Source organism: Actinoallomurus vinaceus (assembly GCF_039542055.1).
GTDB classification, from domain to species: Bacteria; Actinomycetota; Actinomycetes; order Streptosporangiales; family Streptosporangiaceae; genus Actinoallomurus; species Actinoallomurus vinaceus.
In genome coordinates this window covers 1-24,242 of sequence record NZ_BAABHK010000024.1, presented here as the reverse complement: position 1 = coordinate 24,242, position 24,242 = coordinate 1, and the positions used below count along the sequence as shown (strand labels likewise).

Genomic DNA, 24,242 nt, shown 5'->3' with positions numbered 1-24,242 from the left:
GGCGTGGCGGGCCTGGTCGTCCCTGACCAGCACAGGGGCGATCACAGGTCCTCCGAGGCGTGGCGGGGCCGGTCGTCGGCGACCAGGACCGGCGGTCACGGGTCCTCCGAGGGGTGGCGGGACGGCGCCTCCTGCGAGGCCTGGCGGGGCAGGCGGGCCGACACCTCGAACCCGCCCTCGGGACGCGGCCCGGCTGTCAGCGTGCCGCCGTGCATGTGGGCGCGTTCCCGCATCCCGATGATGCCGTGTCCGGGCGTCCCGGGGAGCACGCGGTCCCCCGGTCCGTCGTCGGTCACCCGGATCCGTACCTCGTCCTTGTCGCCCTCCACCACGACCCGGCAGCGCGCCGGGGCCGCGTGCCGGACGACGTTGGTCACCGCCTCCTGCACGATCCGGTACACCGAGCGGCCCATCCCCTCGGGCAGGCCGTCCACGCCGTCGACGGTCAGGTCGACGCGGACGCCGGCCATCGCGGCGCGTTCGCGGAGTTCGGGCAGCCCGGCGAGGCCGGGCGCGGGCCGCAGTTCGGGGGACGCCTCGTCCGATCGGAGCATGCCGAGCATGTGGCGCATCTCGACGAGCGCGTCCCGGCTCGTGCTCTCGATGACGTCCAGGGCCTCGCGCACCTCCGCGTCCTCGTCCCCGGACGTACGGGACCGCAGGACGTAGCCGGCGACCCCGGCCTTCACGCCGATCAGGCTGAGGGTGTGGGACACGACGTCGTGCAGCTCCCGCGCGATCCGCAGGCGCTCCTCGGTCACGGCGCCTTCGGCGAGCTGCTCGGCCGCCCGTGCGGCGTACGCGCGACGTTCGCGCACGGCCCGGCCGATCGTCCACGCCCCGCCCAGCACGGGCGGGCCGGTGAGGATCAGGTTCGCGATCCCGGTGCCGCCGCCGCGGGGCCCGGCCATCGTCCCGACGAGCACACCGAACACGCTGATCCCCGCGATGACCAGGGTGGGCTCCCTCGGGTGCCGGGACGCGGTCAGCGCGACCATGTACAGCGCGAACGCGGGAAGGAACAGGGCGTTCCATCCGATTCCAAAGAACATCGCCACCACGGACGCCGCGAACACGACCCCGAAGACGGGCAGCGGCCACAGGCGCCGTACGGCGACCGGCAGCCCGAGCGCTCCGGCGAGCAGGCAGGTCGCCCAGGTCGGCAGGTCCACCGGTCGCGCGAGTGCGATGGCGAGCAGGACCAGCGTCGATCCGGCCGCGGCCGCGGCGTCGAGGGCGATCAGCCGGCGACGGCTGAGCCGCCGCGGGAAGACCGGCGGTGGATCGGGTTCGCGCACGCCCCGAACCGTACCGGCCACCCCTCGTCCCGGCCTCCGACCGGAGTCCCTCATCCCCCGGTCGGAGCACGCCGCGCGCCGGAAGCCGCCGTACGCGCCCGGGCGGAGGCCGCGATTCCGCCGCTGCTCCGAAGCGCCGGCGGCCCGCCGTACGGCACCGTCGAGACCGTGATCGAAGTGCAGAACCTCACCAAGAGATACGGCGACACGGTCGCGGTCGACCGGCTGTCCTTCACGGTCCGCCCGGGTCAGGTGACCGGCTTTCTCGGACCGAACGGCGCCGGGAAGTCCACCACGATGCGGATGATGCTGGGCCTCGATCGCCCGGCCGCCGGCCGGGTCCTCATCAACGGGCGGCCCTACGACCGGCTGACCGAGCCGCTGCGGTGGGTCGGGGCGTTGCTCGAGGCCACGGCCGTGCACCGCGGCCGCCGGGCACAGGACCACCTGCGGTGGCTGGCGCGGAGCAACCGGATCCCGAAGACGCGGGTTCGGGAGGTACTGGCGATGGTCGGGCTGGAGAGCGTCGCCCGGAAGCGGACCAAGGGATTCTCCCTCGGCATGTCCCAGCGACTCGGCATCGCCGCGGCGCTCCTCGGCGACCCGCCGGTTCTGCTCTTCGACGAACCGCTCAACGGGCTGGACCCCGAGGGCATCGTGTGGATCCGGAACCTGATGAAGAGGCTGGCGGCCGAGGGCAGAACGGTCTTCGTCTCCAGTCATCTCATGAACGAGATGGCGCTGACCGCGGACCACCTGGTCGTGATCGGCCGTGGCCGGTTGCTCGCCGACACCACCGTGGCCCAGTTCGTGGCCGCCCACACCCGCTCGTTCGTACGGATCCGGACGCCCGAGCCGGAGCGGATGCGGGACGTGCTCATCGCGGCCGGCGTCACCGTGGCACAGGCCGCGGACGGCGCGCTCGAGGCGGACGGGACCGACGCCGCGACGATCGGTGAGATCGCCGCCGCCAGGAGATTGATCGTGCACGAGGTCTCGACGCAGACCGCCTCACTGGAAGAGGCGTTCATGCGGCTCACCGGGGACGTCGTCGACTACCGCGCCGGATACGGGGCTGGAGGTCCGCAGTGGTGAACATGGCTTCCGCACGGGCGGCCCTCGGTGCCGAATTCATCAAGATCCGCACCGTTCGGTCGACGGCCTGGACCCTCGCGCTGACCTTCGTCCTCAGCGTGGGGCTCGGCTTCCTTTTCTGTCTGAGCGTGCGCTATGGCTTCGACCGGATGGACCAGCGGGCACGCGCCAACTTCGACCCCGTCACGACCGGCTTCTACAGCCTGACGCTCGGGCAGATCTCTCTCGTCGTCTTCGGCGTACTGTGCGTCGGCACCGAGTACACGAGCGGCACGATCCGTGCCTCCCTGGCGGCGGTGCCGCACCGGGGCGTGTTCTACGGCGCCAAGGTGCTGGCCACGACGCTACTGGCGTTGGCGTTCTCCCTGATCACCGTCCTGCTGACGTTCTTCACGGCACAGGCCGAACTCGGCCCGCACGGCACGACTCTCAGCGAGCCGGGAGTACTGCGCGCGGTCGTGTTCGCGTGCGTCTATCTGACGCTGCTCTGCGCCTTCGCGATCGGCGTGGCGACCATGCTGCGCAGTACGGCGCTCTCGCTGGGGATCATGATCCCGTTGCTCTTCCTCGATTCCCAGGGGCTCGGCAACATCCCGAAGGTCCGGACGGTCGCGCAGTTCCTTCCCGATCAGGTCGGGCAGGTGATGATGCAGGTGGTGAAGCCGGAGAAGTCGTTCATCTCGCACCGCCCCTTCGGGCCGTGGACCGCGCTGGGCATCCTCGTGATCTGGGCCACGGCCGCCTGTGCCGGTGGTTACCTTCTCCTACGCCGCCGCGACGCTTGACTTCAGCGTGACGTGGGCCACGGTGGACAGGAGCGGAACGGATGGAGAAGATACCAAGCAAGCACTCGGTCAAAGCTCCTCCCGCCTCCGGAGGTACGGCATGCGTGAACACGATCGGCTCTACATCGGCGGCGAGTTGGTCGCGCCCGCCGGCACCGGCACCATCGACGTCGTCTCCCCCCACACCGAAGAGGTGATCGGCCGGGTGCCCGACGCGACCCCGGCGGACATGGACCAGGCCGTCGCGGCGGCGCGGGAGGCGTTCGACCACGGCCCCTGGCCGCGCATGGCGCCGGCCGAGCGCGCCGCCGTCGTCGCCCGCCTGACCGAACTGTACGCCGAGCGCCTCGGCGACCTCTCCGAGCTGATCACCGCCGAGATGGGCTCCCCCATCACGTTCTCCCAGCTCGGCCAGACCGGGCAGGCCCACGCCGTCTACGGCTACTTCGCCGAGCTCGGCAAGGGCTTCGCCTGGGAGGAGGAGCGGGCGGGGATGTTCGGGCCGGTCACGGTCCGCCGCGAGCCGGTCGGGGTGGTCGCCGCGATCGTGCCGTGGAACGTCCCGCAGTTCATCATCGCGCTCAAGCTCGCTCCCGCGCTGATCGCCGGCTGCACCATCGTGATCAAGCCGGCGCCCGAGACGCCGCTGGACGGGTACGTCCTCGGCGAGCTGCTGAACGAGGCGGGCGTGCCCAAGGGCGTGGTCAGCATCGTCGCCGCCGGGCGGGAGACCGGAGAGCACCTCGTCCGCCACCCGGACGTCGACAAGGTCGCCTTCACCGGGTCGACGGCGGCCGGGCGCCGGATCGGCGCGATCTGCGGCGAACAGCTGAAGCGCTGCACGCTCGAGCTCGGCGGCAAGTCGGCGGCGATCATCCTCGACGACGCCGACCTCGGCGCGACGATGGGCTGGCTCAAGATGGCGTCGCTGATGAACAATGGTCAGGCGTGCGTCGCCCAGACCCGCGTCCTCGCGTCCCGAACCCGCTACGACGAGGTCGTCGACGCGCTCGCCGAGACCGTAGGCGGGATGAAGGTCGGCGACCCGGCCGACCCGGCGACCGAGATCGGCCCGCTCGTCGCCAAGCGCCAGCAGGAGCGGGTCGAGGGCTACATCCGGATCGGCCAGGAGGAGGGCGCCAAGGTGGCGCTCGGCGGTTCGGGGCGACCGCACGACCGCGGCTGGTACGTCACGCCCACCGTCTTCGCGGGCGTCACCAACGACATGCGGATCGCCCGCGAGGAGATCTTCGGCCCCGTCCTGACGGTCATCCCGTACGAGGACGAGGCGGACGCGGTGCGGATCGCCAACGACAGCGAGTACGGCCTGGCGGGCACGGTCTGGACGGCCGACAACGACCACGGTCTGGAGATCGCCCGCCAGGTCCGCACCGGCACGTACGGGGTCAACATGTACATGATCGAGGCGTCGTCCCCGTTCGGCGGCTACAAGGGCAGCGGCGTCGGCCGCGAGCTCGGCCCCGAGGGCCTGGCCGCCTACCTGGAGTACAAGTCCATCGCCCGCATGGGCTGACGAGGACGTCGACGGCCCGCCGCACGCGGTCCCTGCCCGGTTCGGCCGGGCAGGAACCGCGCTCGCCGATCCCGGCCGGAGCTCACGCTCAGCCGAAAGTGCCGCGCAGGAAGGCCGTCAGCCGCGGGGCGACCTGCGGTGCGAAGGGCCGGTTGGGGTCCGGATAGTCGGTTGCGGGGTTCGGCGTGCCGATCACGACCTTGAAGACGTGGTCGGCGTCGGGGATGTCGGCCCGCTGCGCTCCGTGATCGCCAGAGAGGCCGTTCATGAGGCGGCGGATGTCGGAGACGTCCACCTGGACGTCCTTGGTCCCCCGCAGCACGAGGACCGGAAGGCCGGGTGCCAGGCGGCGTGCCAGGACGAATGGATCCTGCCGGTCGGCCTGGGCCAGGAAGGCCGTGTTCACCGGGGTGAACAGCGACGCCAACGCCGGGTCCGCGAAATGGGCCGGCGGCTTCCCTGTCGTCCTGATGGCGCCGACCACGACCCGCAGATCACGGATGTAGACCGCCGCGGTCGCCGCCGGCAGCCGGCCCGCCGACTGCGCCGCGCGGTACTGCTCGGTGAGCTGCCTCGACAGCAGGTCGAGGTAGCGGTGGCCGGGCGGCGCGGCGAGGACGAGTGCCCGGGGAGCCTCCGGCGTGCCTCTGAGCCGGTCGGCGAGCCAGAGGGCGAACAGCGCGCCCTCGCTGTGGCCCACCACGATGAGGCGACGCCGGTCCACCTCGCGCTGGCGCGCGAGGGTCCGGTAGGCGTCCAGCGCCTCCTGCGCGTAGAGGTCGAAGTCGATTGGGACGGGTCACCGGCCGAGTGAGCCGATGAGCGAGCTCATCGTGATCAGCACGAGGGTCGCGCCGAGCAGCACCCAGGACAGCGGCCGCGCCATGTTGAGCGTCCATCCGACGCCGAACCGCTTCGACACGAACAGCGCCGGGTCGTCCCGGTTGTAGTAGACGAGTCCCCACCGGTAAAAGCGGTCGTCGTCCTGGTTGACCGGCGCCGGACGGCGGCCGATGCCGGGGAGACCGTCACGGGCGGGGCCGAGGTGGAGGCGGCTGCCGCCCTGTCCCGTACGGACGACGACGATCAGTAGTACCGCCACGCCGAGCATCGTCACCGCCGGAACCACCGCGACGACCGGCCCGGCCTCGACCAGGCGCCAGGTCTGCAGGGCGGCGAGGAGGAAGGTCAGGTTCAGGCAGGCGCTCAGGGCCAGCAGCACGCGGGCCATCGCGGAGACGAACCGTCGATGCCGGGTCGCCGCCTGCGGGTCCTCGGCGTCGAGCCGCGCCCGGCTCCGCAGCACCGCCCACGCCAGGGCCGCCATCAGGACGGTCAGCGTGATCTGGGTGATCAGGGGGCCGAAGGCCGATCCGATCGACCTGTCCGCGAAGCGATCCGGGTGCCCGGACATCGTGAAGTGCGTCGGCAGCCGATCGGGCAGCCGCGGATACTCGAGGAGCCCGATCAGCACGGTGACCAGCGGGACCACGAACGACAGAAGCGCCCAGCGCCACGGGTAGGGCTCCGGGTCGGTCCGGAGCGACGTGTCGACGACCGTCACCTGCCGCCGACCGGCGAACCAGCCCTCGGAGGTCTTCGTCTCCCTGATCGCGCGGTGGGCCGCCAGATACAGGACCAGCCCGACCGCGAGGAGGGCGGTGACGGCGATCGGTCCGGCCACCGGGCCGCCCAGCAGGACGACGGCCACCGCGGCTGCGGTGGCACCCGCCGTACCGACCCGGTAGCGGCGCCGCCAGGCGTCGATGACCGGCACGTGCGCCTGGTCGAGCGGCACGCGGACCCCGAACGGCACGGTGGGCGGGACGAGCGACGGGATCAGCCAGTGCACGACCCCGATGAGAAGGACGGGAAAGAGCGTGACGCCGGTCATCGCTACCTCTCAGGTGGTCGGCCGGACGGACGATCCGGCGGGGAATCCGTCGAGAATCCGCTGCACGCGGCGCGTGACGTCGCTCGGGTCGAGCCCCTTGGCGACCGCCTCGGCGAGGAGGGTGCGGACCCGCTCCTCCCATTCGTCCGCGACGCCGGCCGGGGGCGGGCCGGTGAAGGCGTCGCGGATGACGACCGCCCCCGTGCGCCGGGCGAGGCGGATCAGTCCCTCGCGGCGCAGGAGGTCGTACGCCTTGTTGACGGTGTGCATGTTGATGCCGAGGTCGGCCGCGAGCTGCCGGGTCGCGGGCAGTGAGTCACCGACGTGCAGGCGCCCGTCCGCGATCGCCTCGACGACGCGATCGCGCAACTGCTGGTAGAGCGGCACATCGCCGTCCACCTCGAGAGTCAGGATCATCGCGCCCGCCGTTCCAGCCTGTTTGTTATAGAAAAACTATAACAAACAGGCTGGCGGGGGTCCACGGACCCCCTCGGACCTGCGGCCTTCCCCGCTACGGCGCGGGCGGGCCCATCGGCCGGGCCACGAACCGCATGCGGTAACGATTGCGGCGCACGGCGACGACGATGATCGTGGCCACGCCGCCGAAGATGCCGACCATGAACAAGCCGATCGACGACAGGATCCCGATGACGAGCCGGGACGGCCGCGGGGCCTGGCCGACCGCGTACCGCCCTTCGCCTCCGGTGCACGTCACGCGGTACTCACCGGCGGCCGGAACGTGGACGAGCCCGGCGACCTGCCAGCTCTCGCCGTTGCTCGACGTCGTGAACCGGTAACCCGGCCTGGTGACGGAGACGGCCTGACCAGCGGCGGAGGTCACACGGCAGTCCGCGCCGCCGTACGATCCTTCGGGCACCCAGATGGCGGCGTCCGGCTTCAGGGACACGGTGACGGTCTCACCGTCACCGAACCTCTTGTCGCGGGATCCCGCGCCGGTGATGACGCCGAACACCAACATCCCCGCGCCGAGCGCGACGCCGAGGAAAATGGCGAGCGCCGCGACGACGAACCACACCCGCCGTGGCCGCACCTCGGCCGGATCGATGACATTCGGGGTCCCGGGGTACATGGGCTCGCTCCGATCGAGTCGACGGACTGCCACTTCACCTGACGGTGGCGGAACGTCCCGGGTTCCGCTCGGCGCGGAGACCGCCGCCGGATCATCCGGACGTCAGGAGCGCCGGGTCACCGTTCGAGGCGTACGCGGGCGCAGCCGCGGGGCGCGTTGACCGGGTCGCAACGGACCGTCGCGCCGCCGGGCAGCTGGGCGACGTAGTCGGATCCATAACGGGCGGCCATGCCCACCACCGGGAAGTCGGTGCTGACGACCTGCGCGCCGCTCGCCAGCGCCGCCCGCAGGCGGGTGGTGTCACCGCTCTTGGCCTCGGTGAACGGCTCGTCGGCGCGGGTCCGGACGAAGTAGCCGCGCCGGACGAGGTCCTGGATCTGCGCCGTGTTGTCCCCTGTCGGGACGTTCTGCTCGACGAAGGCCGCGTCGGGCCGGCCGGGCGTCGCGTCGGTGAACAGCACGCGGTTCTCCAGGTTGGGGTGGCCCGCCAGGTAGGGCTCCTGGATGTCGTCGGCCCTGTTGTCCATCAGGAAGAAGAACTTGCCCCGGGCGGACTCCAGCGTCGGCCAGCCGTACTTCAGCACCGACTGCTCCATCGTCAGGCCCGGCCGCCGGACGTCGTCGGGAGTGACGAGGCGCTCGCGGCCGATGACCGAGCGGATCGCGGCGTCGAGCTGCCCGAGCAGCGTCGCGTCCCACTTCGGGCTCTTGGCGCCCCCGAGCTTCTCCATGGCCGGATCGGTGGACTTCAGCTCCAGGAGGATCGGCGTCGGCACGTGACCCGGGTGGGCGTCGGACCAGGAGCGCACCTGGCGCAGGCACAGGTCGAGGCTCGCGCAGGAGGTCCCGTAGTCGTGGTCGGCCCAGTGCATGACCTTGAAACCGGGCCTGCTCATCTCCGGGTCGGTCAGCGGCCCGAGGCCCGCGTCCCGGCGGACGAGCGGCTTGGTGTAGAGCCCGCCCTCCGGGTCGGGGAAGACGTCGAGCTCGATGCTGCGGACCCGCTGCGCGGTGAACTGCTGGGGCAGGGACGCGTGGGAGTACTCCAGGTTCCAGTAGTTCGCGTCGGTCTTCGCCTGGACGAGCTTCTCCGCGTCGGTGAGCTCGCGGTGGTAGCTGTTGTGCGTGGCGATCACCTGGATCTGGTTCATCCGGACCGCCGAGGCGGGGTGATGCGCGGTGCCCGCACGGGCGGCGGGTACGGCGGTGATCCCGGCGATGCCGAACAGGGCGGCGAGGGTGAGGGCGGCTCGGCGGCCGGCGGGCATGGGGGACCTCCTCGAGAGAGGGGACGGGGGCGGAGGCGGGACGTGCGGCGAACAGAGCCTGCGGGACGATGATGATCATCCCGTTAACTGCCCGGGAACACCGTCACCGAAGCGCGCGAAGGCACCAGGCGACGATCGCCTCGACGCACTCCCCCGGCGTGCGTCCGGCCGGCGGGTCCAGCACCGCGCCGTGCACCTGCGCCTCGACGGCCTGCACGAGCAGGAGCGCGGTCAGGGCCTCGTCCGGTCCGCCCACCCCCAGGCGGCGCAGGTGGACCTCCACCTCCGCGGCCAGCGTCAGCTGCAGTTCGCGAAGCCGGCGGGCGGCCTCCGGCGGCCGGGGCGCCTGGTCGTACAGCAGCCGGTGCGTGTGCGGGTCGATCTCGTGCAGGTCCGCGAGGGCGCCGACCAGCGTGCGCACCGTCTCCTCCAGCGGCAAGGCGGTCTCCCGGAGCCGGGCGAACACGGCCAGCAGGTGATCGGCGAGCTGATGGACGTGCCGCTCGCCGAGGGCGTACAGGAGGGCGTCCTTGTTCGGGAAGTACTGGTACAGCGAGCCGATGGACACCCCGGCGCGTTCGGCGATCTTGTTGGTGGTCGCGCCGGAGTAGCCGAGACGCTCGAAAACCTGAGCAGCGGCGTCGAGGATCGCCGTGAAGGTCTCCTGGGACCGCAGCTGGCGCGGTCTTTTCCGTGGCGTCTGGATGCGGGGTCCAATGCGAGTTGTCAGATACTGAGGATTGCTCACATTGTAGAGGTCATGTTCACCTTTCCCGCGGATCCTCAGGCGATCTTCGACGAGCGCGCCCCCGCAGTTCGCCGCGTGGGGCATCCCCCGCGACCTGATCGCGCGCGCACGCGCCGACGTCCATGACATGTGGAGCACCGGGCCCGGCGGCTGGGTGCCCGTATGGGCCTCCCACGCCGAGCGGGCCGAACGCGACGGCGCGTGGCTGCGCGCCGCGCTGCTCTGGGGCGCCGCGCGGTTCCCTGTCCTCGCCACCGACGAACGGCGCGCCGCGCTGGAGCGCCAGCTCGCCGCGTACCGCCGGGTGCGGTTCCCGGTCCGCTTCGAGCGGCGGGTCCTCGAGGTCCCGTACGGCGACGGCACCGCCCCGGTCCCCGTCCACCTCTTCGAACGCAACCACGGCAGGCGGCGCGGAGTCCTGATCCTGTCCGGCGGCGTCGACACCTGGAAGGTCGAACTGCACCGGCTCGCCGTCACGACCGCCCGCGCGACGGGCCTGCTCGTCGCGGCGCTCGACATGCCCGGCACCGGCGAGTCCCGCGTCCCGCTCGACCGGGACGGCGACCGCGTGCTCGCCGGGGTGGTCGCGGCGCTCCGCGAGGCGTACGCGGCGCCGATCGGCTTCCTCGGCCTGAGCTTCGGCGGGCACTGGGCCGCCAAGCTGGCCATGCTCGGCGACGTCGACGCCGCGGTCGACATCGGCGGCCCGACCGGCCTCGCCGACGAGCCCGTCGACATCCTGAACCTCCCGTACGGCATGGCGGGCATCGTCGGGAACGCCATGGGCCTCGACGCGCTGCCCGCGCCGGACGAGGTGCCGGAACTGCTGGAGCGCTTCTCCCTGCGCGGCCTGGCCGACCGGCCCGGCACGACCCCGCTGCTGGCCGCCAACGGCGCCCACGACCAGTACATCCCGCGCGGCGACACCACCGGCCTCTCCCGCCGGCCCCACACGACAGTGTGGATCGTCCGGGACGCCACGCACTGCGCGGCCGAGCGCTTCCGGCCGCTGGTCGTCGCGACGTGGGGCTGGCTGCTGGCCCGGCTGGCACCCGAGCGCCCGGCCGTACGGCTCGCCGAACCCCTCCTCGCCGCGCCGGTGCGCAGACTGCTCACAGCCTGATCCCGCGCCCCACGTACCAGCCGACGCCGGCCTGACCCCACGGCCGATCCGCCGGCTGCCGAGCCCGCAGCGGATTCCCGCCCAGGCCCGGCGACCCGTACGATCCCGGTCATGACGATTCGGTGGGGAATCCTCGGGACCGGTGGCATCGCGCGGACGTTCACCGAGGACCTGCTCCTGCTCGGCCACAAGGTGGCGGCGGTCGGCTCGCGCGCGCCGCACACCGCCGAGGTGTTCGCGGAGCGCTACGGCATCGCCAGTGCGTACGGGTCGTACGCCGAGCTCGCGGCCGACGACCAGGTCGACGTCGTGTACGTCGCGACGCCGCACAGCGGCCACTACGACGCGGCCCGGGTCTGCCTGGAGGCCGGCCGCGGCGTGCTCGTGGAGAAGCCGTTCACGACCACCGCGGCGGACGCGGAGGCGCTCGTCGCGCTCGCGCGCGACCGCGGCCTGTTCGCCATGGAGGCGATGTGGACGCGGTTCAACCCGATCGTCACCCGGCTGCGTGAACTGGTCGCCGACGGCGCCATCGGCGAGGTGAAGGCGGTGTCCGCCGACTTCTCCTTCGCCGCGGAGTACGACCCGGAGCATCGGCTGTGGGCGCCCGAACTGGCCGGGGGCGCGCTGCTCGACCTGGGCGTCTACCCGGTGTCGTTCGCGTGGATGCTACTCGGCGAGCCCGACAGCGTGCAGGCGGTCACGACGAGCGCGCCGACCGGCGTGGACGCCAACACCGGCATCCTGCTCGGCTACACCTCAGGCGCGGTGGCGCTGCTGCACTGCGGCCTGCTCGCCGACTCATCCCAGACCGCGACGATCGTCGGCACGGCGGGGCGCGTCGAGGTCGCGGCACCCTTCTGGCGGCCGTCGAGCATGACCCTCCACCGGCCCGGCACGGAGCCGGAGACGTTCGCCGCAGAGCTACGCGGCCACGGCTACACCTACCAGGCCGAGGAGGTCGCCCGCTGCCTCGAAGCGGGCCTCACCGAGTCCCCCGGCATACCCCTCGACGAGACCGCCGCCATCGTCCGCACCCTCGACCAGATCGCCGCCCGCCTCACCCCCGCGACCTGAGTTCCAGAAGGCGGTGCTCAGCACGCCTCACTGAACGGTTCGAGTTCGACGCGCAACCGCATGCCGAGCGCTTCGGCCAGGCGCTCCAGCATGGGAATGGTCGGCATGGTCCCCCCGGCCTCAAAGCGCGCGACCGCCGGCTGCGTCAGCCCCGCACGCTCGGCGAGCTGCCCTTGGGTCATGCCCAGTTGCTCCCGGCGGGTCCGCACCACTCTGCCGAGCTCGTAACGGATCCGCACAGCCTCGTACGCCGCACCGGCACCCGGCCGGCCCAGGATCTCGGCTCGTTTGCCCGCCCAGGTCTTTCGAGCACTCATGTCCCTCCTCACCTGCGGTATTGGATTAGGCGGAGGCTTTCATCAAAGAGAAGGAGTCGTGGACGGCGCTCGCCGACGAGGACCATGCGACTACGACGCTGTGGTGATCACATGGTCGCCAGCTTGGCAGCCAGCTTCGAGGTCGGGGCGTCGGTGCAGGATCGCCAAGCGTAGCCGTCCACCTCTTCGGCCTGGAGCACGACCTTCGGCTCCTGCACCCGGAGCAGCCAGCGGAAGTCGGCGTGCCAGTGTTCGGGCTCGCTTTTGGCCGGGTTGGCCGGAATGGTGTGCAGGTCGATGTCCACCGGGGTCACGTCGTGGCCGGACTGGGCTACCGCATCGTGCCAGGAGATGCCGGTTTCCTCTTCCAGCTCCCGTAGGGCCGCACCCGGAAGGTTGAGATCTCCCGGCTCCAGATGGCCTCCGGGCAGCAGCCACCGCCCGAGCGCCTTGTGCTGGATCAGCAGAAGGCGACGGTCCTGGTCGATCACGACGGCCCCGCATGTGACGTGCCCGCCGTTGAACTCCATGCGCGAGGTCAGCTCGGCTCCGGCCTCCAACGCCTCGGACAGGGGCCGAAGGTGGCCGGCCTCGTCGGGGTGGTGGTCCAGGTAGCGGTCCAGGGTGGAACGGATCTCCTCGGTGCCGATGCTCATGACGTCCCATCGAAGTAGCGCAGCCAGGTCGCCGCAATCAGGCTGCGTTCGGTCGCGTCCAGTTCATGCAGTCCGGGTTCGTGGCCGGCAGCGGCCAAGGACCCGAGCGCCGCCAGGATCTCGGCCTGCACCAGGAAGATGAAAGCACCCACACTCGCGCCATGAAGGAAGTTGACGGCATTACCATCAGCCAGCACGTAGAAGTAGTGCCCGGTTCGGGCGTACCGGGTGATGTGCTCCTCGGTCGGGGTCCGCTCGTAAAGCCCGTCGAGTGCTCCCAGCTCCAGCTCGTCATCGCTGCTGGTCACGCCGACGATGTATGCGCCGTTGGAGATTCTGGCGAAGTCATCTTCGCGCAGCGCCAGGTTCCCGGTGGCGCACACGATCACTCCGGCTCCTGCGATGGCCTGGGCCAGCGTGGAGGCCCTCTGTTCCAAGCGAACGGCTCTTGGCGTGGTGGACTGACCGTCGCGAGGACGTGCAGCTGGCGTTCGCGGCTGGAGCCTGACGCACACGGTTCACGCTCCAGCCGATGAGGAGAAACGGCTGGCGAGCCGGCCCCTCATGGGCTGCCAGCGGTTCCTCTGCTGAGGAGCCAGGCCGCGAGTTCGGCTTGCTGGACCGGGATATGGATTCCATCGCGGCCACGTACGACCACGTGTGAAGCTTCCAGTTCCCGTGTGCCGATGATGACTGAGTATGGGATATGCAGCCGCGCGACCTTGCGGAGATGCAGGCGCAGCGGGCTACTCAGGAGCGTGTCCCAGACACGGATACCGCGCTTCCGCAGTTCCGTGCAGATGTCTTCTGCGAGCAGAATTGTCGCGTCTTGCGGCTCGATAAGAACGGCAATGTCCGCTGGTGTCGCCGAAGCAGCGGGCTTGGAGAGATCGGCGAGCCGTTCCAGGCCGACCACAGCGCTGTAGACGGCGGTGGGGACGCCGAGGAAGCCATCGGCGAATGCCCCGTAGGAGCCGCCATCGCCGAGCAATCGTTCCTGGCCGTCGGGCCGTACCAAGAACGCTGGCCCGTCGTGGAACTCGCTCGCGTGCAAGTCGGCGAGATCGATGGTCGTGTTGACGCCGCGTCGGCGGAGATGGGTCGATATTGCATGGCAGGTCTCGATCCGTTCGTCGAGCACGTCATCGCCCGTGATGACCTGATCGTGCACTGGTCGGTTCAACGAGAGCTGCTCGGCGACACGCACGCTACGCGAGTCTGCGCCCATCGATCGCAAGGCCGACGCCCTGTGTTCAGCCGGAATGTGCCGCAAGTGGTTAAGCGCTTCGTTGGCCTCCTTCTCGCTGAGGGCGCGGGCGAGGAGTCGCCGCCATATGCCGGGGTCAAACAAGACGAGGGTGACAGAGAGCCGTTCGCGTAGGAAACCGGTCAAGGTCAGGGCGAGCCGTGTTGTTGCCATCCGCTGTTGCTGGAGGGTGGCGGCGCCGTCGCCGACCTCGAGAATCCCCAGGTGATGGAAGCAACGACGTGGCCGTCGTTCGTATCGGAAGACCTGAGTGCAGTGGCTCAGGCGCTGCTCGGGGAGATCACGCCCGCGAGCGAGCCTGAGTATTGCTGGCAGGCTGTCGGACACGAGGGCCAGTTGGCGTCCCTTTCGGTCGGTGAACTGGTACGTCCGACCTCCCGCGACGTTATGGCCGGTGGTGAAGGTATCAGCGAATCCGATTGGCGGCACCTCGACTGGCTGGTATCCGGCCAGGCTGCATGCCGTGAACCAGTCGTGGCGCAGGCGGTTATGAATCTCTGCTTGCTCTGGGTGAACGTCGTGCATCCCACGGGGTAGATCAAGATGCCGACCCTGCTGAGGCATGAGCCGATCTTGCGGCGAAAATGCTACGCCTGGGCATCATTCACTAGGTTCGGCCACTAGAGGACATGAGTACTCGCCCTGCACCGTGAGGAGTTCATATTCCCGAAGAGACTGGCGGAATTTAGGACACTGCTGGACACGTCCAGTTGCCGGGATCGGCGGGCGTCTGCTCGCCGCTGGTCATGTCCTTGACCTCGTGCGGCTTACCGTCTTCGAATGGGGGGAACCAGACGAATGGGATGCCCTTGCGGGAGGCGTAGCGGATCTGCTTCCCGAGCTTGTCGGCCTGGTGGTAGACCTCCACCTTCAAACCGCGTGACCGGAGCGTCGCGGCGGTGGTGCCGGCCAGTGCGGCGCGTTCGTCGCTGGGCACGACGACCAAGACGTCGCTGGGGCACTTGCGGCCGTTCACCGGGAGCTTCCCCTCGGCCAGCAGCTTGGCGAAGATGCGGGTCAAGCCGATGGAGATGCCGATGCCGGGCAGGCTGCGGCGAATGAACGATCCCGCCAGGTTCTCGTATCGGCCGCCCGAGCAGATACTGCCGTAGGTGGGGTAGTCGAGGAGTTTGCCTTCGTAGACGGTGCCGGTGTAGTAGTCCAGGCCGCGTGCGATGGACAGGTCGGCACGGATGCTTCCCTCGGGGAGGTCGGCAAGCGAGTCGAGGACGAACGCCAGCTCCGCCAGCCCCTCGGCGAGCAGGTCGCTCTTGCTGCCCAGATCCTTGACCTGCTCGATGACGGAGCTATCGGTTCCGCGGATGGCTGCCAGATCCAGACATCCCCGCGTCTGCTCCTCAGACAGCCCGAGCCGGCCGGTGAGGATCTCCGCGACACCGTCTTCACCGATCTTGTCCAGCTTGTCGGCGGCCTGGATGACGCTGATGGGATCGGCGATGCCGAGTCCTTCGTAGAAGCCCTGGAGGACCTTGCGGTTGTTGAAGTTGATGCTGAACGGTCCGATATTCAGGTCAGTGAGGATCTCGTGAACGATGCGCGGCATCTCCGCGTCGAAGTGCAGCGGCACCTGGTCGACGTTGATGACGTCGATGTCGCACTGGGTGAACTCGCGATACCGGCCTTCCTGGGGCCGCTCGCCCCGCCAGACCCGCTGGATCTGATACCGCTTGAAGGGGAACACCAGGTCGTTGAAGTGCTGGGCGACGTACCGAGCGAACGGCACGGTCAGGTCGAAGTGCAGGCCCAACCGGGCATCGCTGTCGTCTTCGCCGCCCTGCAGCCTGCGCAGGGTGTAGACCTCCTGGGAGGTCTCGCCCTTGGCCATCAGCGCGTCCAGGGCCTCGACTGACGGTGTCTCGATCGAGCAGAATCCGTAGCGCTCGAACGCTTCCCTGATCCGATCGAGCCACGCCAACTCGAGCAGGCGGACCTCGGGAAGCCACTCGGTGAAACCGCTGATGGGAGTGGGGCGGACAATCTGCTCGTCGGTCATTCTGGCTGTTCTCTTCTCGTCCTGGCGTGGGCTAAGCGTGTATTCCAGCTCGCGGCTATATCGCTACAGCCGCCTCCTGAGTCTAGAGGCTGGCACGGCAGTCACCCGCCCCAAAGTGACGCACGGTGAGCGAAGAAGTCCAGCGTCTGCTGCCGGACGGTGTCGTACCAGTCCGCTGTGCCCCGAATCTCGGTGTGGTGTCCGACGACACGGTTCAAGAACAGAGTTTCGAGCAGTTCGATCGGTATCGTCTCGTCGTCTTTGTGCTTGATCCATGACAGCAGGACGTCGCGCCAGACTGGCCAGGGTAGTCCCTGCCTGCAACCGCCGGATGCGATGTGTTCGCTGAGGGGTCTTGCGATGGTCTGAGGAAGTGCATCGATGGCTCCAGCATCAAGACCCTCGATCAGCCGGCCAGTGGTTGCTTCAGCGAGCCGAGTGATGTCAGGGTCATCGTGAGGAACCGGCAGCCCGATACCTGTCGGAGCAGCCTCGGTGCACGGAACGAAACTCTCAGGCATCGGCTCGTAGAGTCGTATCCGGCAACGGCGTCGGACGGTGGCGGCTACTTCGGCGAACTTCGCGCCCATGCGGTAGTCAGTGCCCTGCTGTGGCGTGAAGCTCCTCAGCTTGTTGCGGCGCTGTTCGCGTAGAGCGACCGTCCGCCAGGAGCCGGTTGCCAGCGCAACTGAAGCGACCAGAGCGTCGATACCGAACCGGAAGTCGCTAGCCGTCCAGTCCTGATCGAGGACACGCTCGGCTCCGCTGCGGCTGATGGCGATTTCTCCGCACAGCGGCTCTCTCAGGTCCCCTCCGAACGCGCCGGCGAGGGCTGGGTAGGCGAGATGATAGGTCAGGTCGCCGCCGTTCCAGGTCGCAGGCCGTAGAGGGAACACGAAGTCGCTGCCACGGCTGACCACGGCGGTGGCCAGGGCATGGATCCAGGAGGCGGGGACTGTACCCAGGTCGGTGTCGACCATCAGCGCAACATCGAACTCCTTATCCCGGAGCAGTTCGAAGACCGCGCGCCAGTTCCTGCCCTTGCCTCCGCTGTGGGGGGTGGCGATCGCATGCTTGGGATACCGGGTGGGCGTGGCCATGAAGGCGTCAACGGTTCCGTCGGTCGAGGAGTTGTCAGCGTTGACCAGCACCGCCGACACTTGGAACGGCATGGTCGCCAGGGCCTCGTCGACGTCGCGCGTCACGATGGCGATCGCGTCGGCCTCGTTGAAGCTGGGCAGTCCGACAAGGATGCGTGGGCTCACGCGCCCTAACCTCGGCCTGCGTCATGCAACCAGATCATCTCAGGCGAGTTGGCCAGATCCTCTGGTGTACGGATGCATAGCCCGTCGAAGTGGTGAAGGTCGCCGTCGGTAACCGCGCAATGCAGGATGAATGGGCTCTCGACGCGAGACAGCGGCGCGAACTGTTCAACGTCAACGATCGTCACGTAGACGACTTGGAACGTGGACAGGCTCTTATCGAGCATCGCGCGCATTCGGTCGATGACTGCATCAGCGTCATGCGCGCCGTCGCGGACCATCTGCCGACCCGCTTCCAGCATGGTGTAGATGCTGCCGACCTCCGCGAGCCTTTCGGGCGGAAGAAACCGTAGCCGGGAGGACACCGGTACGCCAGTGCCTGCGATACGGACGCAGGGCACATGCCGGATCTCGCAGTCGATCAATAGGTCGCGCACGGCCCGCTGCACGAGGAGCGCCTGCTCAATGTCTTTCATGCCGAAGTAGCTGACCGTCGGGCGGCATAGAGAGATCCAGCGGATGGCGCCGGTCACCTGACCTCGGGATGCGAAGTCGAACACGGAACTGTTGAGCCGGTGATGCGCCTGGCCCTGGTCGATGAACGTCGCGTACTCCGGCGGGTACATCTCCTCGTCATCCGACGAGATCACCACTGTGGCCCCGCAGGATTCGGCCAAGGCGAGGTCGGCCCCGAGGTCGTACTGGTAGACGCTGCCGGGAAACAGTTGGATCCGATTCGGGTAGACCGTGACGATCGTCTGGTCGTTTTCGGCAGCCGATCGCTTGATCACCTCAGCGTGAGCCGCATGCAGCGCGCCGAGCGTATGGACGGAACCGATCGACTTGCCAGTGGCCCACAGTTCCCTCAGGACGGGTCTGGCCTCTTCAACGGACTTGACGTGCAGCATCGTTCGCCTCCCAAGGGGCCGCGGACGGATGGACGAGCTCACTCACATGCGGGTGACGTCGACGACCCGTCCGCTCCAGCGGGCGGACAGATCGATGGCGTCCCGTAGGTGTCTGGCGAAACCCACTGGATGGCGTAGCCGGATCCGCACCGGCGGTTCTCGGTCGACCGGCAGTAGCGGAGCGTCACGTGTCAAGAACGCGCGGGCGACGGCATGAATGTCATAAGGCATCGCGAGGTAGCTATCGGCGGTGTCCCCACCCTCCGCCCCGTCCAAGTCCGTACGAGGCAACAGAGCGCTGTCGTAGGTGGCCAAGTGCCGGCATGCTTCCCGGGCGTTCGACTCGTTGATCATCTGGTCGATGAACGCGAGCAGGAGCTCGCCGGCCGTCGCCCGGTCACCATAGACGGCACTGCGCACCTGACTCCGCAGCCGCCGATGGAAGTAACACTCGGCATCGATCTCATCGAACGCGTCCGCGAGTGAACCGCTCAGGACGTCGGTGCGGTCGCCGACGAACCGAGCAAACGCGCTGAGAATATCCGTCGGTCGCAGACCGGCCCAGCGGGCCATCCCTCGAACAACCGTGCGCGCATACCCCGAGCCGATCAGTATCTCGTCGGCCAGGAGGAGACGCAGGCCGGCGCGGTTGTCCGCGACGCTGAGCGTTCGGTGGCGCAGCACGCCCTCGTAGTCCACCGTGGGATCTGGCCGAATCGTCACCAGACCCAGCGCTTGTCGGTCAGCGTCATACGTTGTGTTCGGCAGGATCCATAGCGGATGGAGCAGGAGACTCGGGAACGACAGGAGCAGCTCGTCGTACGCGGATCTGAACTCCTCCAGGGTTTCCCCAGGCAGACCAAAGATGAGCTCGGCGCCGACCTGGCCACCGTCAGAGATGATCCGATGGGCCAGGTCCATCATCTCGGCTCGCCCTCGCTCGTCCCTGCCTGCCAATCGCAACGCCGGGCGGCTCATCGTCTGCAATGCCAGGAACACGTTGGTGTGTACGTTGCCGGCTCGCAGGACGGCAAGAATCTCCTCCACGGTCGTCGCATGGTTCTTGGCCCAGTTCACATGCACTGTGTGCGGGGACCCGTATCGTTCCCGAATCCGGACGATCATCCGTGCGACCTCCACATCCCTGCGGAGGATGCCGAAGTTCGCATCACATAGGAAGATCGTGCCGATGCCAGCCTTACCGATCGCTTCAAGCTCTGCTTCGAAGCGGTCCAACTCGGCTCTGGTGAGTTTTTGTCCGACCGCACCACCCCAGTAGCAGAACGAGCAGTGGTACGGACAGCCCCGGTCGGTCTCCACGAGCGCGACGTCCACCAGGTCCAAGTCGACTCCCGGTGCCGCGTACGCGGAAGGCAGCTCCTCCAGCGAGGACACACGAGGCCGGTCGGGCGTCGTGATCAATTCGTCGTCTTCCCGGTAGGTGATGCCAGGTATCTCGGATAGCCGCGGCTTGTTATCCAATAGGGAGCACACGAGGTCACAGACGGTCCGCTCACCTTCACCGGACACGACCACATCGGCCTCCGCGAGCTGACGCAACCAGCGATCTCCCTGATGAGAGACATGGTTGCCGCCCAGCACGACCGTCGCCTCCGGCAGTAACTGACGCAAGGTCGGCAGCAGCTGTCGATATGTCGCTACGTTCCACCCCTGACAGGACAGCCCGATCAGGTCCGGAGTGGTGGCCGCGATCGTCTGTGCCATCGCGGCAAGACTCGTTCCCGCCAAGAACGGATGCAGGGAGACTTCGACGCGTCCCGCGAGTCGTTCATCGGCCTCCAGCGACGCCTGAAGCAGCATGATTCCCAACGGGGCGTAGAAGACCTGCGTCTCGCCGGATAGATCGACCAAGCTCACCCTGAGACGAGCAGCCTGCGTCATGTCGACTTGCCAGGATCGCGAGCGAGCAGCGCCGCGAGCTCCTCGATTGCATCGGCCACGCCGGCGGCCTCTGGATCCTTGCTCCCGCGGAGTGCCTCGGCCAGCCCGATACACCGATCAGCGAGCAAGCCGCCGCGTTGCCCACCGAGCTGTGCGCCGTTGAACTCGGTCTTCACAGCGCTTGCCCGGAACAGCAAGGTCCCGCGAAGATCGGCGCCGTCGAAGACCGACTGGTTGATCCGCGCATACGTGGCCCACCCATGCGGCAGCGACGCCTCCGTGAAATCGGCGGCAAGGTACGCCTGGGTCAGGTTGGCGCCGTCCAGGCGAACGCCCCGCATGGAGGCCGAAGCCGGCGGGTCACCGATCACCGACGCTCGGTACAGGTACGACATCTCGAGATCTGCCCTGCTCAGGTCACAGTTACGGAAGGTGGCGTACCTTCCAGCGAACCGAGTGAGGACGGCATCAGCCAGTGAGCATTCGGTTGCCGTAAACCCCTCAGCCTGGATCCCCGTTCCTTGAACTCCTCGGGCGGTGACGCCACGCCATGAGGACTCCTGAAGGAGTGCTCTGTCGAGGCGGGCAGCGTTCATGCTCGCCCCGATGATTCGGCCGTGGCGAAGATCAGCATCACACAGACTGATCTCTGATAGGTCACCGCCTTCAACGTCGATTCCTGAAGCTCGGAGGCTCTCCGCGTTGATGCCGCAACCGCGGACATCGAGCAACCGCAACGAAGGTAGATGGGCATTCTCCAAGACCAGCCCGTCCGCGGCGGTAGGGCGCTGGATGACCAGGCCATGACCACGCGAGCCACGGAGGACGGCCCCACGGACGTTACTCTTGGTCAGTGAAGTATTGTCGAGATGCGCACCGATTAACACGGCATCCTTCAAAGTGCATTCGTTGAAGACCGCGCCATGCAGATCAGCGTTTGAAAGATCGACTCTTCCGAAGTTGCACTGATAGAAAGTGGCGCCTGCGAGCTCGGCGCCGCCGAGCTGTGCCCCCACCAAGAAGCATCCATGAAACAGTGAACCTGTAGCGTCGACAAGCTCCCTCATATCCGCTTCGGAGAAATCGCTGGCTTGAGCGGCCAAAGCGTGAACGTAAGCCCCTCGCAGGACTGCCTTGTTGAACTTCGTTCGTTCAATTCCGGCGCACACCAGCGAACTACCTGACAGGTCGGCGCCAATTAGTCTTGTTCCGAAGAGGCCAGCTCGATTGAGGTTTGCCTTCCGCAAGTCGAAACCAGAGAGATCTAGATTTGAGAAGTCCGCTTGAGCTAAATCGAGCCCGCGGCCAGTTTTGTCAATGAGCTCTTCGGTTCTGCGGCTTACCTCACGGCCCGCGCTTTGGCGATCCCCTCTTCGGCTTTGCTCGACGATGAATTGTGCGTCATTTGAGTGTTCTGGGTCGCGTTTCATGTCCACTGATCTTGATATCGATGTCGGCAGGATCCGGTAGGGCAGGAGTGGGTTATCTCGTTCAGATCCCGCCCCGGACAGTATCTAAGGTAGCTACATTCTGGTTATAGTCATCAAAATAGTTGCAAGAGTGGCGCTTACCTTCTTGCATTAATGCGGATCGACAACTGCATTACGAGTACATCCATCAGCGGAGCGTTGGTCCATCCCGGGCGTAGCTCGGCAGCCTTCCGCCACCCCCAGCGGGTGTATGCCCTGTAGGCGATGGTGTTCTCCGGACGTACGAGCAGGGTTGCGCGCTTTTCTGTACGCGCCAACAGCAGTTCGTTGTGCAGCACGTGCCCGATCCCTTGGCCGGCCCAGCGGGCGCGGACCATAAATTCGCTGAAGGCGAAGGTCCGGGTGCCGTCTTCATCGGTGAACCCTGGTTCGACGTCGCTGATGAGGCCGTTCCACCAAGTGGTGTCGGAGCCGAGTGGCCAGCCCCACGCCTGGCCGACCGGCTCGTCGTCGAGGTAGGCGACGAGGAGGTCGAAGCCGTCGCGGCGGGTGTAGGCGTCGAAGCGGCGCATGGGGGCATCGCCGGACTCGAACGGATCGTCGCGTCCGATTGCTGCTGCGTACGCCTCGTGATGGATCAGTTGGACCGTGTCCCTGATGGCTTGAGCGGCCTCGGCGTTGTAATGGCGGAGTTTCAGATCGGGCACGGCTTGTCTCTCTCTTCTGGGTCAGGCGGTTAGTGCTCGCATGGCCGCGTCGTACCTCTCGCAGAATTCCTCGGCGGCGGCGCGTTCGGCGGCGGCGCGGAGTGGCTGGAGTTCGACGAGGGAGCGTGTCGAGGTCATCTGGCCGTCGGACATCAGGGGTAGCAAGGTGGTGCCCTCGGTGATGGCCTGCCTTAGGTCTCCTTGATCGAGCAGTGAACCGGCCAGTCGTGCTTGATAGAAGGCGTGGTCGCGGGCGGTTCGGGTGGGATCTTGAAGCACCGTGCGGTAGAGGTCCACGGCCTTGTCAGGCGTACGGCCATGAAGGCGGCTGAGCGCCTCATGACCGAGTGCCTCATAGCCGGTGATCTCTGAGTCGCTGATGTACATGGTCCAGGTGGGATCGGTCGCGTGCGAGCCTCGGTCGAGCTCGTGGCGCGCGGTGGTGATCGCAGAGCGGAAAGCGTTCTCGTCTCCCAGTGCGGCATGAGCGCGTGACTGCCGCAACGCGATGAGTGCATGCAAACGGGGAGAGGGCTCGTGGCGGGCGATCTCGGCGGCTCGGTTGGCGAACCGCAGTGATTCCCGCGCGATGCCGTGCCGCCCGGTACTGAGAGCCAGGTATGCCGATTGCTGAGCCAGGTTCGTGTAGACGTGCACGGTGACGACGGGATCGCCGGAGCTGCCGGCGATCAACTCGGCTTCGCTGTAGAGCCGCCGGGCGAGCTGTTGGTCGTTCTGGTCGTAGGCGGCCCACCCGGCCGCTTCGCCGAGCTCGGCTGTGACGATGAGGAGCTGCCGCCCGACCGTCTCGGTGTAGTCGCTGTCATCCAGCATCACCTTCGCCCGCGCGAAGTGCCGCAGTGCCTGCCGTAGGACTGCCCCACCGCCGACTTGCTGGTAGCGGTTGCGGATCTGCTGCAAGCACGCCCGCAGGTAATGAACGTGTGTGACCTCCACCCTCGCAGGAGGCTGGATATGAGGAAGGATCGCCGAGGCGGCCAAGCCTGCGGTCATCCCATTGAAGGTACGCCGATCCAACGAATTTCCTGTTTCCTCGAGCCCGATGTCGGTGTCATCTCCTACCAGAGTGGCATCCGCGCGGCCCAAGATGAGCGGAAGCAACGCTTCGCGCGGCATGTCGATGATGTCCGCGAAGCGGAGTAGCTCACGGATGTCGTAGAGGTTCTGCCGCCGGCCGCTCTCAATAAGGCTGACAGTGGACTGAGACCACCCGAGTAGGTTGGCCAGTTCCAGCTGTGACAGGCCCGCCGCAGCGCGGAAGACCGCGAGCACCATTCCAGGGTTGACGTCGGCGAGCGCCTGGCGCATCGGCCCGGAATCCCACAGCCACGATGGTACGAGCGAGCCGACATCTCGAGCCGCTCGCGTGCATGGCGCGCAGAGTGGATCGCTGTTGTAGCGGCTCAACCGTGTGGTGTTGCAGGCGGGGCAGACCTGGTCGGTCATCCGGCGTCCCCTTCTGGGCCGGTCAGCGTCAACAAAGCAGAGGACAACACCGTCCACCTTGCCGAGGGCAAGGCACCCTGACGTTATCCCCGTTCCGCACTCGAAGCTATGCCGATGTGTCATGACCGTCAGTCCACCAGCATGGCTCATCGGAATTGGGCGGAACCATCGATGCCGACAACCTGCGAAGGCGACAGTTCCACGACCCACTGGCCGTGGGCCGGTCATCCCGGCGGCGGAGTGCCGGAGGGATCTTCGATTTCGATCGACGCAGGTCACGTCCACGCGGGTGGTGTATGAGCCAGCCTTCGCGTGATCCTGTTTCTGCAGGTTAAGCGGTGATCGCTTGGGTGGTGGGATTCTCGTCCGGTGTTTCGCCGCCCACGAGGCGCAGGCGGGC

General features: G+C 67.8%; 23 protein-coding genes. 5 read left to right on the top strand and 18 right to left on the bottom strand.

Annotated features, from left to right (window positions below; all coding sequences use genetic code 11):
* Positions 1 to 95: 95 nt before the first annotated feature.
* A complete protein-coding gene (locus tag ABEA24_RS48040) occupies positions 96 to 1,298 on the bottom strand; it encodes a sensor histidine kinase (protein WP_345442197.1) in 1,203 nt (400 codons plus the stop codon).
* Positions 1,299 to 1,466: 168 nt separating this feature from the next.
* On the opposite strand from ABEA24_RS48040, the gene ABEA24_RS48035 reads away from it, so the two are divergent.
* The 3 genes from ABEA24_RS48035 (at position 1,467) to ABEA24_RS48025 (ending at position 4,712) form a co-directional block, all read left to right on the top strand.
* Positions 1,467 to 2,393: an ABC transporter ATP-binding protein gene (locus ABEA24_RS48035; protein WP_345442194.1), complete on the top strand. Its 927-nt coding sequence runs from the start codon at positions 1,467 to 1,469 to the stop codon at positions 2,391 to 2,393.
* Positions 2,394 to 2,395: 2 nt separating this feature from the next.
* Positions 2,396 to 3,178, top strand: a complete 783-nt coding sequence (locus ABEA24_RS48030) for an ABC transporter permease (RefSeq protein WP_345442453.1) — start codon at positions 2,396 to 2,398, stop codon at positions 3,176 to 3,178.
* 100 nt (positions 3,179 to 3,278) lie between these two features.
* Positions 3,279 to 4,712, top strand: coding sequence for an aldehyde dehydrogenase (locus tag ABEA24_RS48025; RefSeq protein WP_345442191.1), 1,434 nt, complete (start codon positions 3,279 to 3,281; stop codon positions 4,710 to 4,712).
* A gap of 88 nt (positions 4,713 to 4,800) precedes the next feature.
* Here the strand turns inward: ABEA24_RS48025 and ABEA24_RS48020 are convergent, their stop codons facing one another.
* The 6 genes from ABEA24_RS48020 to ABEA24_RS47995 form a co-directional block, all read right to left on the bottom strand.
* The gene (locus tag ABEA24_RS48020) at positions 4,801 to 5,472 is read right to left on the bottom strand and encodes a hypothetical protein (protein WP_345442451.1); all 672 of its coding nucleotides are present in this window, start codon (positions 5,470 to 5,472) and stop codon (positions 4,801 to 4,803) included.
* A 39-nt stretch (positions 5,473 to 5,511) separates the two neighbouring features.
* Entirely contained in the window at positions 5,512 to 6,606 is a 1,095-nt protein-coding gene (locus tag ABEA24_RS48015) for a DUF1648 domain-containing protein (protein ID WP_345442188.1), read from the bottom strand.
* 9 nt (positions 6,607 to 6,615) lie between these two features.
* Complete coding sequence (locus tag ABEA24_RS48010) at positions 6,616 to 7,023, bottom strand: GntR family transcriptional regulator (RefSeq protein WP_345442185.1); 408 nt, start codon at positions 7,021 to 7,023, stop codon at positions 6,616 to 6,618.
* Positions 7,024 to 7,117: 94 nt separating this feature from the next.
* Positions 7,118 to 7,696 (bottom strand): hypothetical protein, encoded by a 579-nt coding sequence (locus ABEA24_RS48005; protein ID WP_345442181.1) that lies wholly within the window; start codon positions 7,694 to 7,696, stop codon positions 7,118 to 7,120.
* Positions 7,697 to 7,812: 116 nt separating this feature from the next.
* On the bottom strand, positions 7,813 to 8,964 hold the full coding sequence (locus ABEA24_RS48000; RefSeq protein ID WP_345442178.1) for a phosphatidylinositol-specific phospholipase C1-like protein: 1,152 nt from the start codon (positions 8,962 to 8,964) through the stop codon (positions 7,813 to 7,815).
* A 103-nt stretch (positions 8,965 to 9,067) separates the two neighbouring features.
* Positions 9,068 to 9,712, bottom strand: a complete 645-nt coding sequence (locus ABEA24_RS47995; RefSeq protein WP_345442175.1) for a TetR/AcrR family transcriptional regulator — start codon at positions 9,710 to 9,712, stop codon at positions 9,068 to 9,070.
* 127 nt (positions 9,713 to 9,839) lie between these two features.
* On the opposite strand from ABEA24_RS47995, the gene ABEA24_RS47990 reads away from it, so the two are divergent.
* Both ABEA24_RS47990 and ABEA24_RS47985 read left to right on the top strand, forming a co-directional pair.
* Positions 9,840 to 10,835, top strand: coding sequence for an alpha/beta hydrolase (locus ABEA24_RS47990; protein ID WP_345442172.1), 996 nt, complete (start codon positions 9,840 to 9,842; stop codon positions 10,833 to 10,835).
* A 111-nt stretch (positions 10,836 to 10,946) separates the two neighbouring features.
* Positions 10,947 to 11,912 (top strand): Gfo/Idh/MocA family protein, encoded by a 966-nt coding sequence (locus ABEA24_RS47985; RefSeq protein WP_345442169.1) that lies wholly within the window; start codon positions 10,947 to 10,949, stop codon positions 11,910 to 11,912.
* Between the two features lie 17 nt (positions 11,913 to 11,929).
* On the opposite strand, the gene ABEA24_RS47980 is transcribed toward ABEA24_RS47985, so the two are convergent.
* From ABEA24_RS47980 to ABEA24_RS47930, 11 genes are all read right to left on the bottom strand, one after another.
* Entirely contained in the window at positions 11,930 to 12,229 is a 300-nt protein-coding gene (locus ABEA24_RS47980; RefSeq protein WP_345442166.1) for a helix-turn-helix domain-containing protein, read from the bottom strand.
* 107 nt (positions 12,230 to 12,336) lie between these two features.
* Positions 12,337 to 12,885 (bottom strand): NUDIX hydrolase, encoded by a 549-nt coding sequence (locus ABEA24_RS47975; protein ID WP_345442163.1) that lies wholly within the window; start codon positions 12,883 to 12,885, stop codon positions 12,337 to 12,339.
* Positions 12,882 to 13,274: a Rossmann-fold NAD(P)-binding domain-containing protein gene (locus ABEA24_RS47970; protein ID WP_345442160.1), complete on the bottom strand. Its 393-nt coding sequence runs from the start codon at positions 13,272 to 13,274 to the stop codon at positions 12,882 to 12,884. Before ABEA24_RS47970 ends, ABEA24_RS47975 begins: the two co-directional genes overlap by 4 nt.
* A 173-nt stretch (positions 13,275 to 13,447) precedes the next feature.
* Positions 13,448 to 14,677: an ATP phosphoribosyltransferase regulatory subunit gene (locus ABEA24_RS47965; protein ID WP_345442157.1), complete on the bottom strand. Its 1,230-nt coding sequence runs from the start codon at positions 14,675 to 14,677 to the stop codon at positions 13,448 to 13,450.
* Positions 14,678 to 14,837: 160 nt separating this feature from the next.
* Positions 14,838 to 16,166 carry a histidine--tRNA ligase gene (gene hisS, locus ABEA24_RS47960; RefSeq protein WP_345442154.1) on the bottom strand — a complete coding sequence of 443 codons (1,329 nt, stop codon included), beginning with the start codon at positions 16,164 to 16,166 and terminating at the stop codon, positions 14,838 to 14,840.
* Positions 16,167 to 16,267: 101 nt separating this feature from the next.
* Entirely contained in the window at positions 16,268 to 17,431 is a 1,164-nt protein-coding gene (locus tag ABEA24_RS47955; RefSeq protein WP_345442151.1) for a hypothetical protein, read from the bottom strand.
* Positions 17,432 to 17,436: 5 nt separating this feature from the next.
* Complete coding sequence (locus ABEA24_RS47950; RefSeq protein WP_345442148.1) at positions 17,437 to 18,336, bottom strand: pantoate--beta-alanine ligase; 900 nt, start codon at positions 18,334 to 18,336, stop codon at positions 17,437 to 17,439.
* 42 nt (positions 18,337 to 18,378) lie between these two features.
* A complete protein-coding gene (locus ABEA24_RS47945; protein WP_345442144.1) occupies positions 18,379 to 20,214 on the bottom strand; it encodes a B12-binding domain-containing radical SAM protein in 1,836 nt (611 codons plus the stop codon).
* A 20-nt stretch (positions 20,215 to 20,234) separates the two neighbouring features.
* Entirely contained in the window at positions 20,235 to 21,668 is a 1,434-nt protein-coding gene (locus ABEA24_RS47940; protein ID WP_345442141.1) for a pentapeptide repeat-containing protein, read from the bottom strand.
* A 137-nt stretch (positions 21,669 to 21,805) separates the two neighbouring features.
* Complete coding sequence (locus ABEA24_RS47935) at positions 21,806 to 22,375, bottom strand: GNAT family N-acetyltransferase (protein WP_345442138.1); 570 nt, start codon at positions 22,373 to 22,375, stop codon at positions 21,806 to 21,808.
* Positions 22,376 to 22,396: 21 nt separating this feature from the next.
* A complete protein-coding gene (locus ABEA24_RS47930) occupies positions 22,397 to 23,842 on the bottom strand; it encodes a helix-turn-helix transcriptional regulator (RefSeq protein ID WP_345442135.1) in 1,446 nt (481 codons plus the stop codon).
* Positions 23,843 to 24,242: the final 400 nt, after the last annotated feature.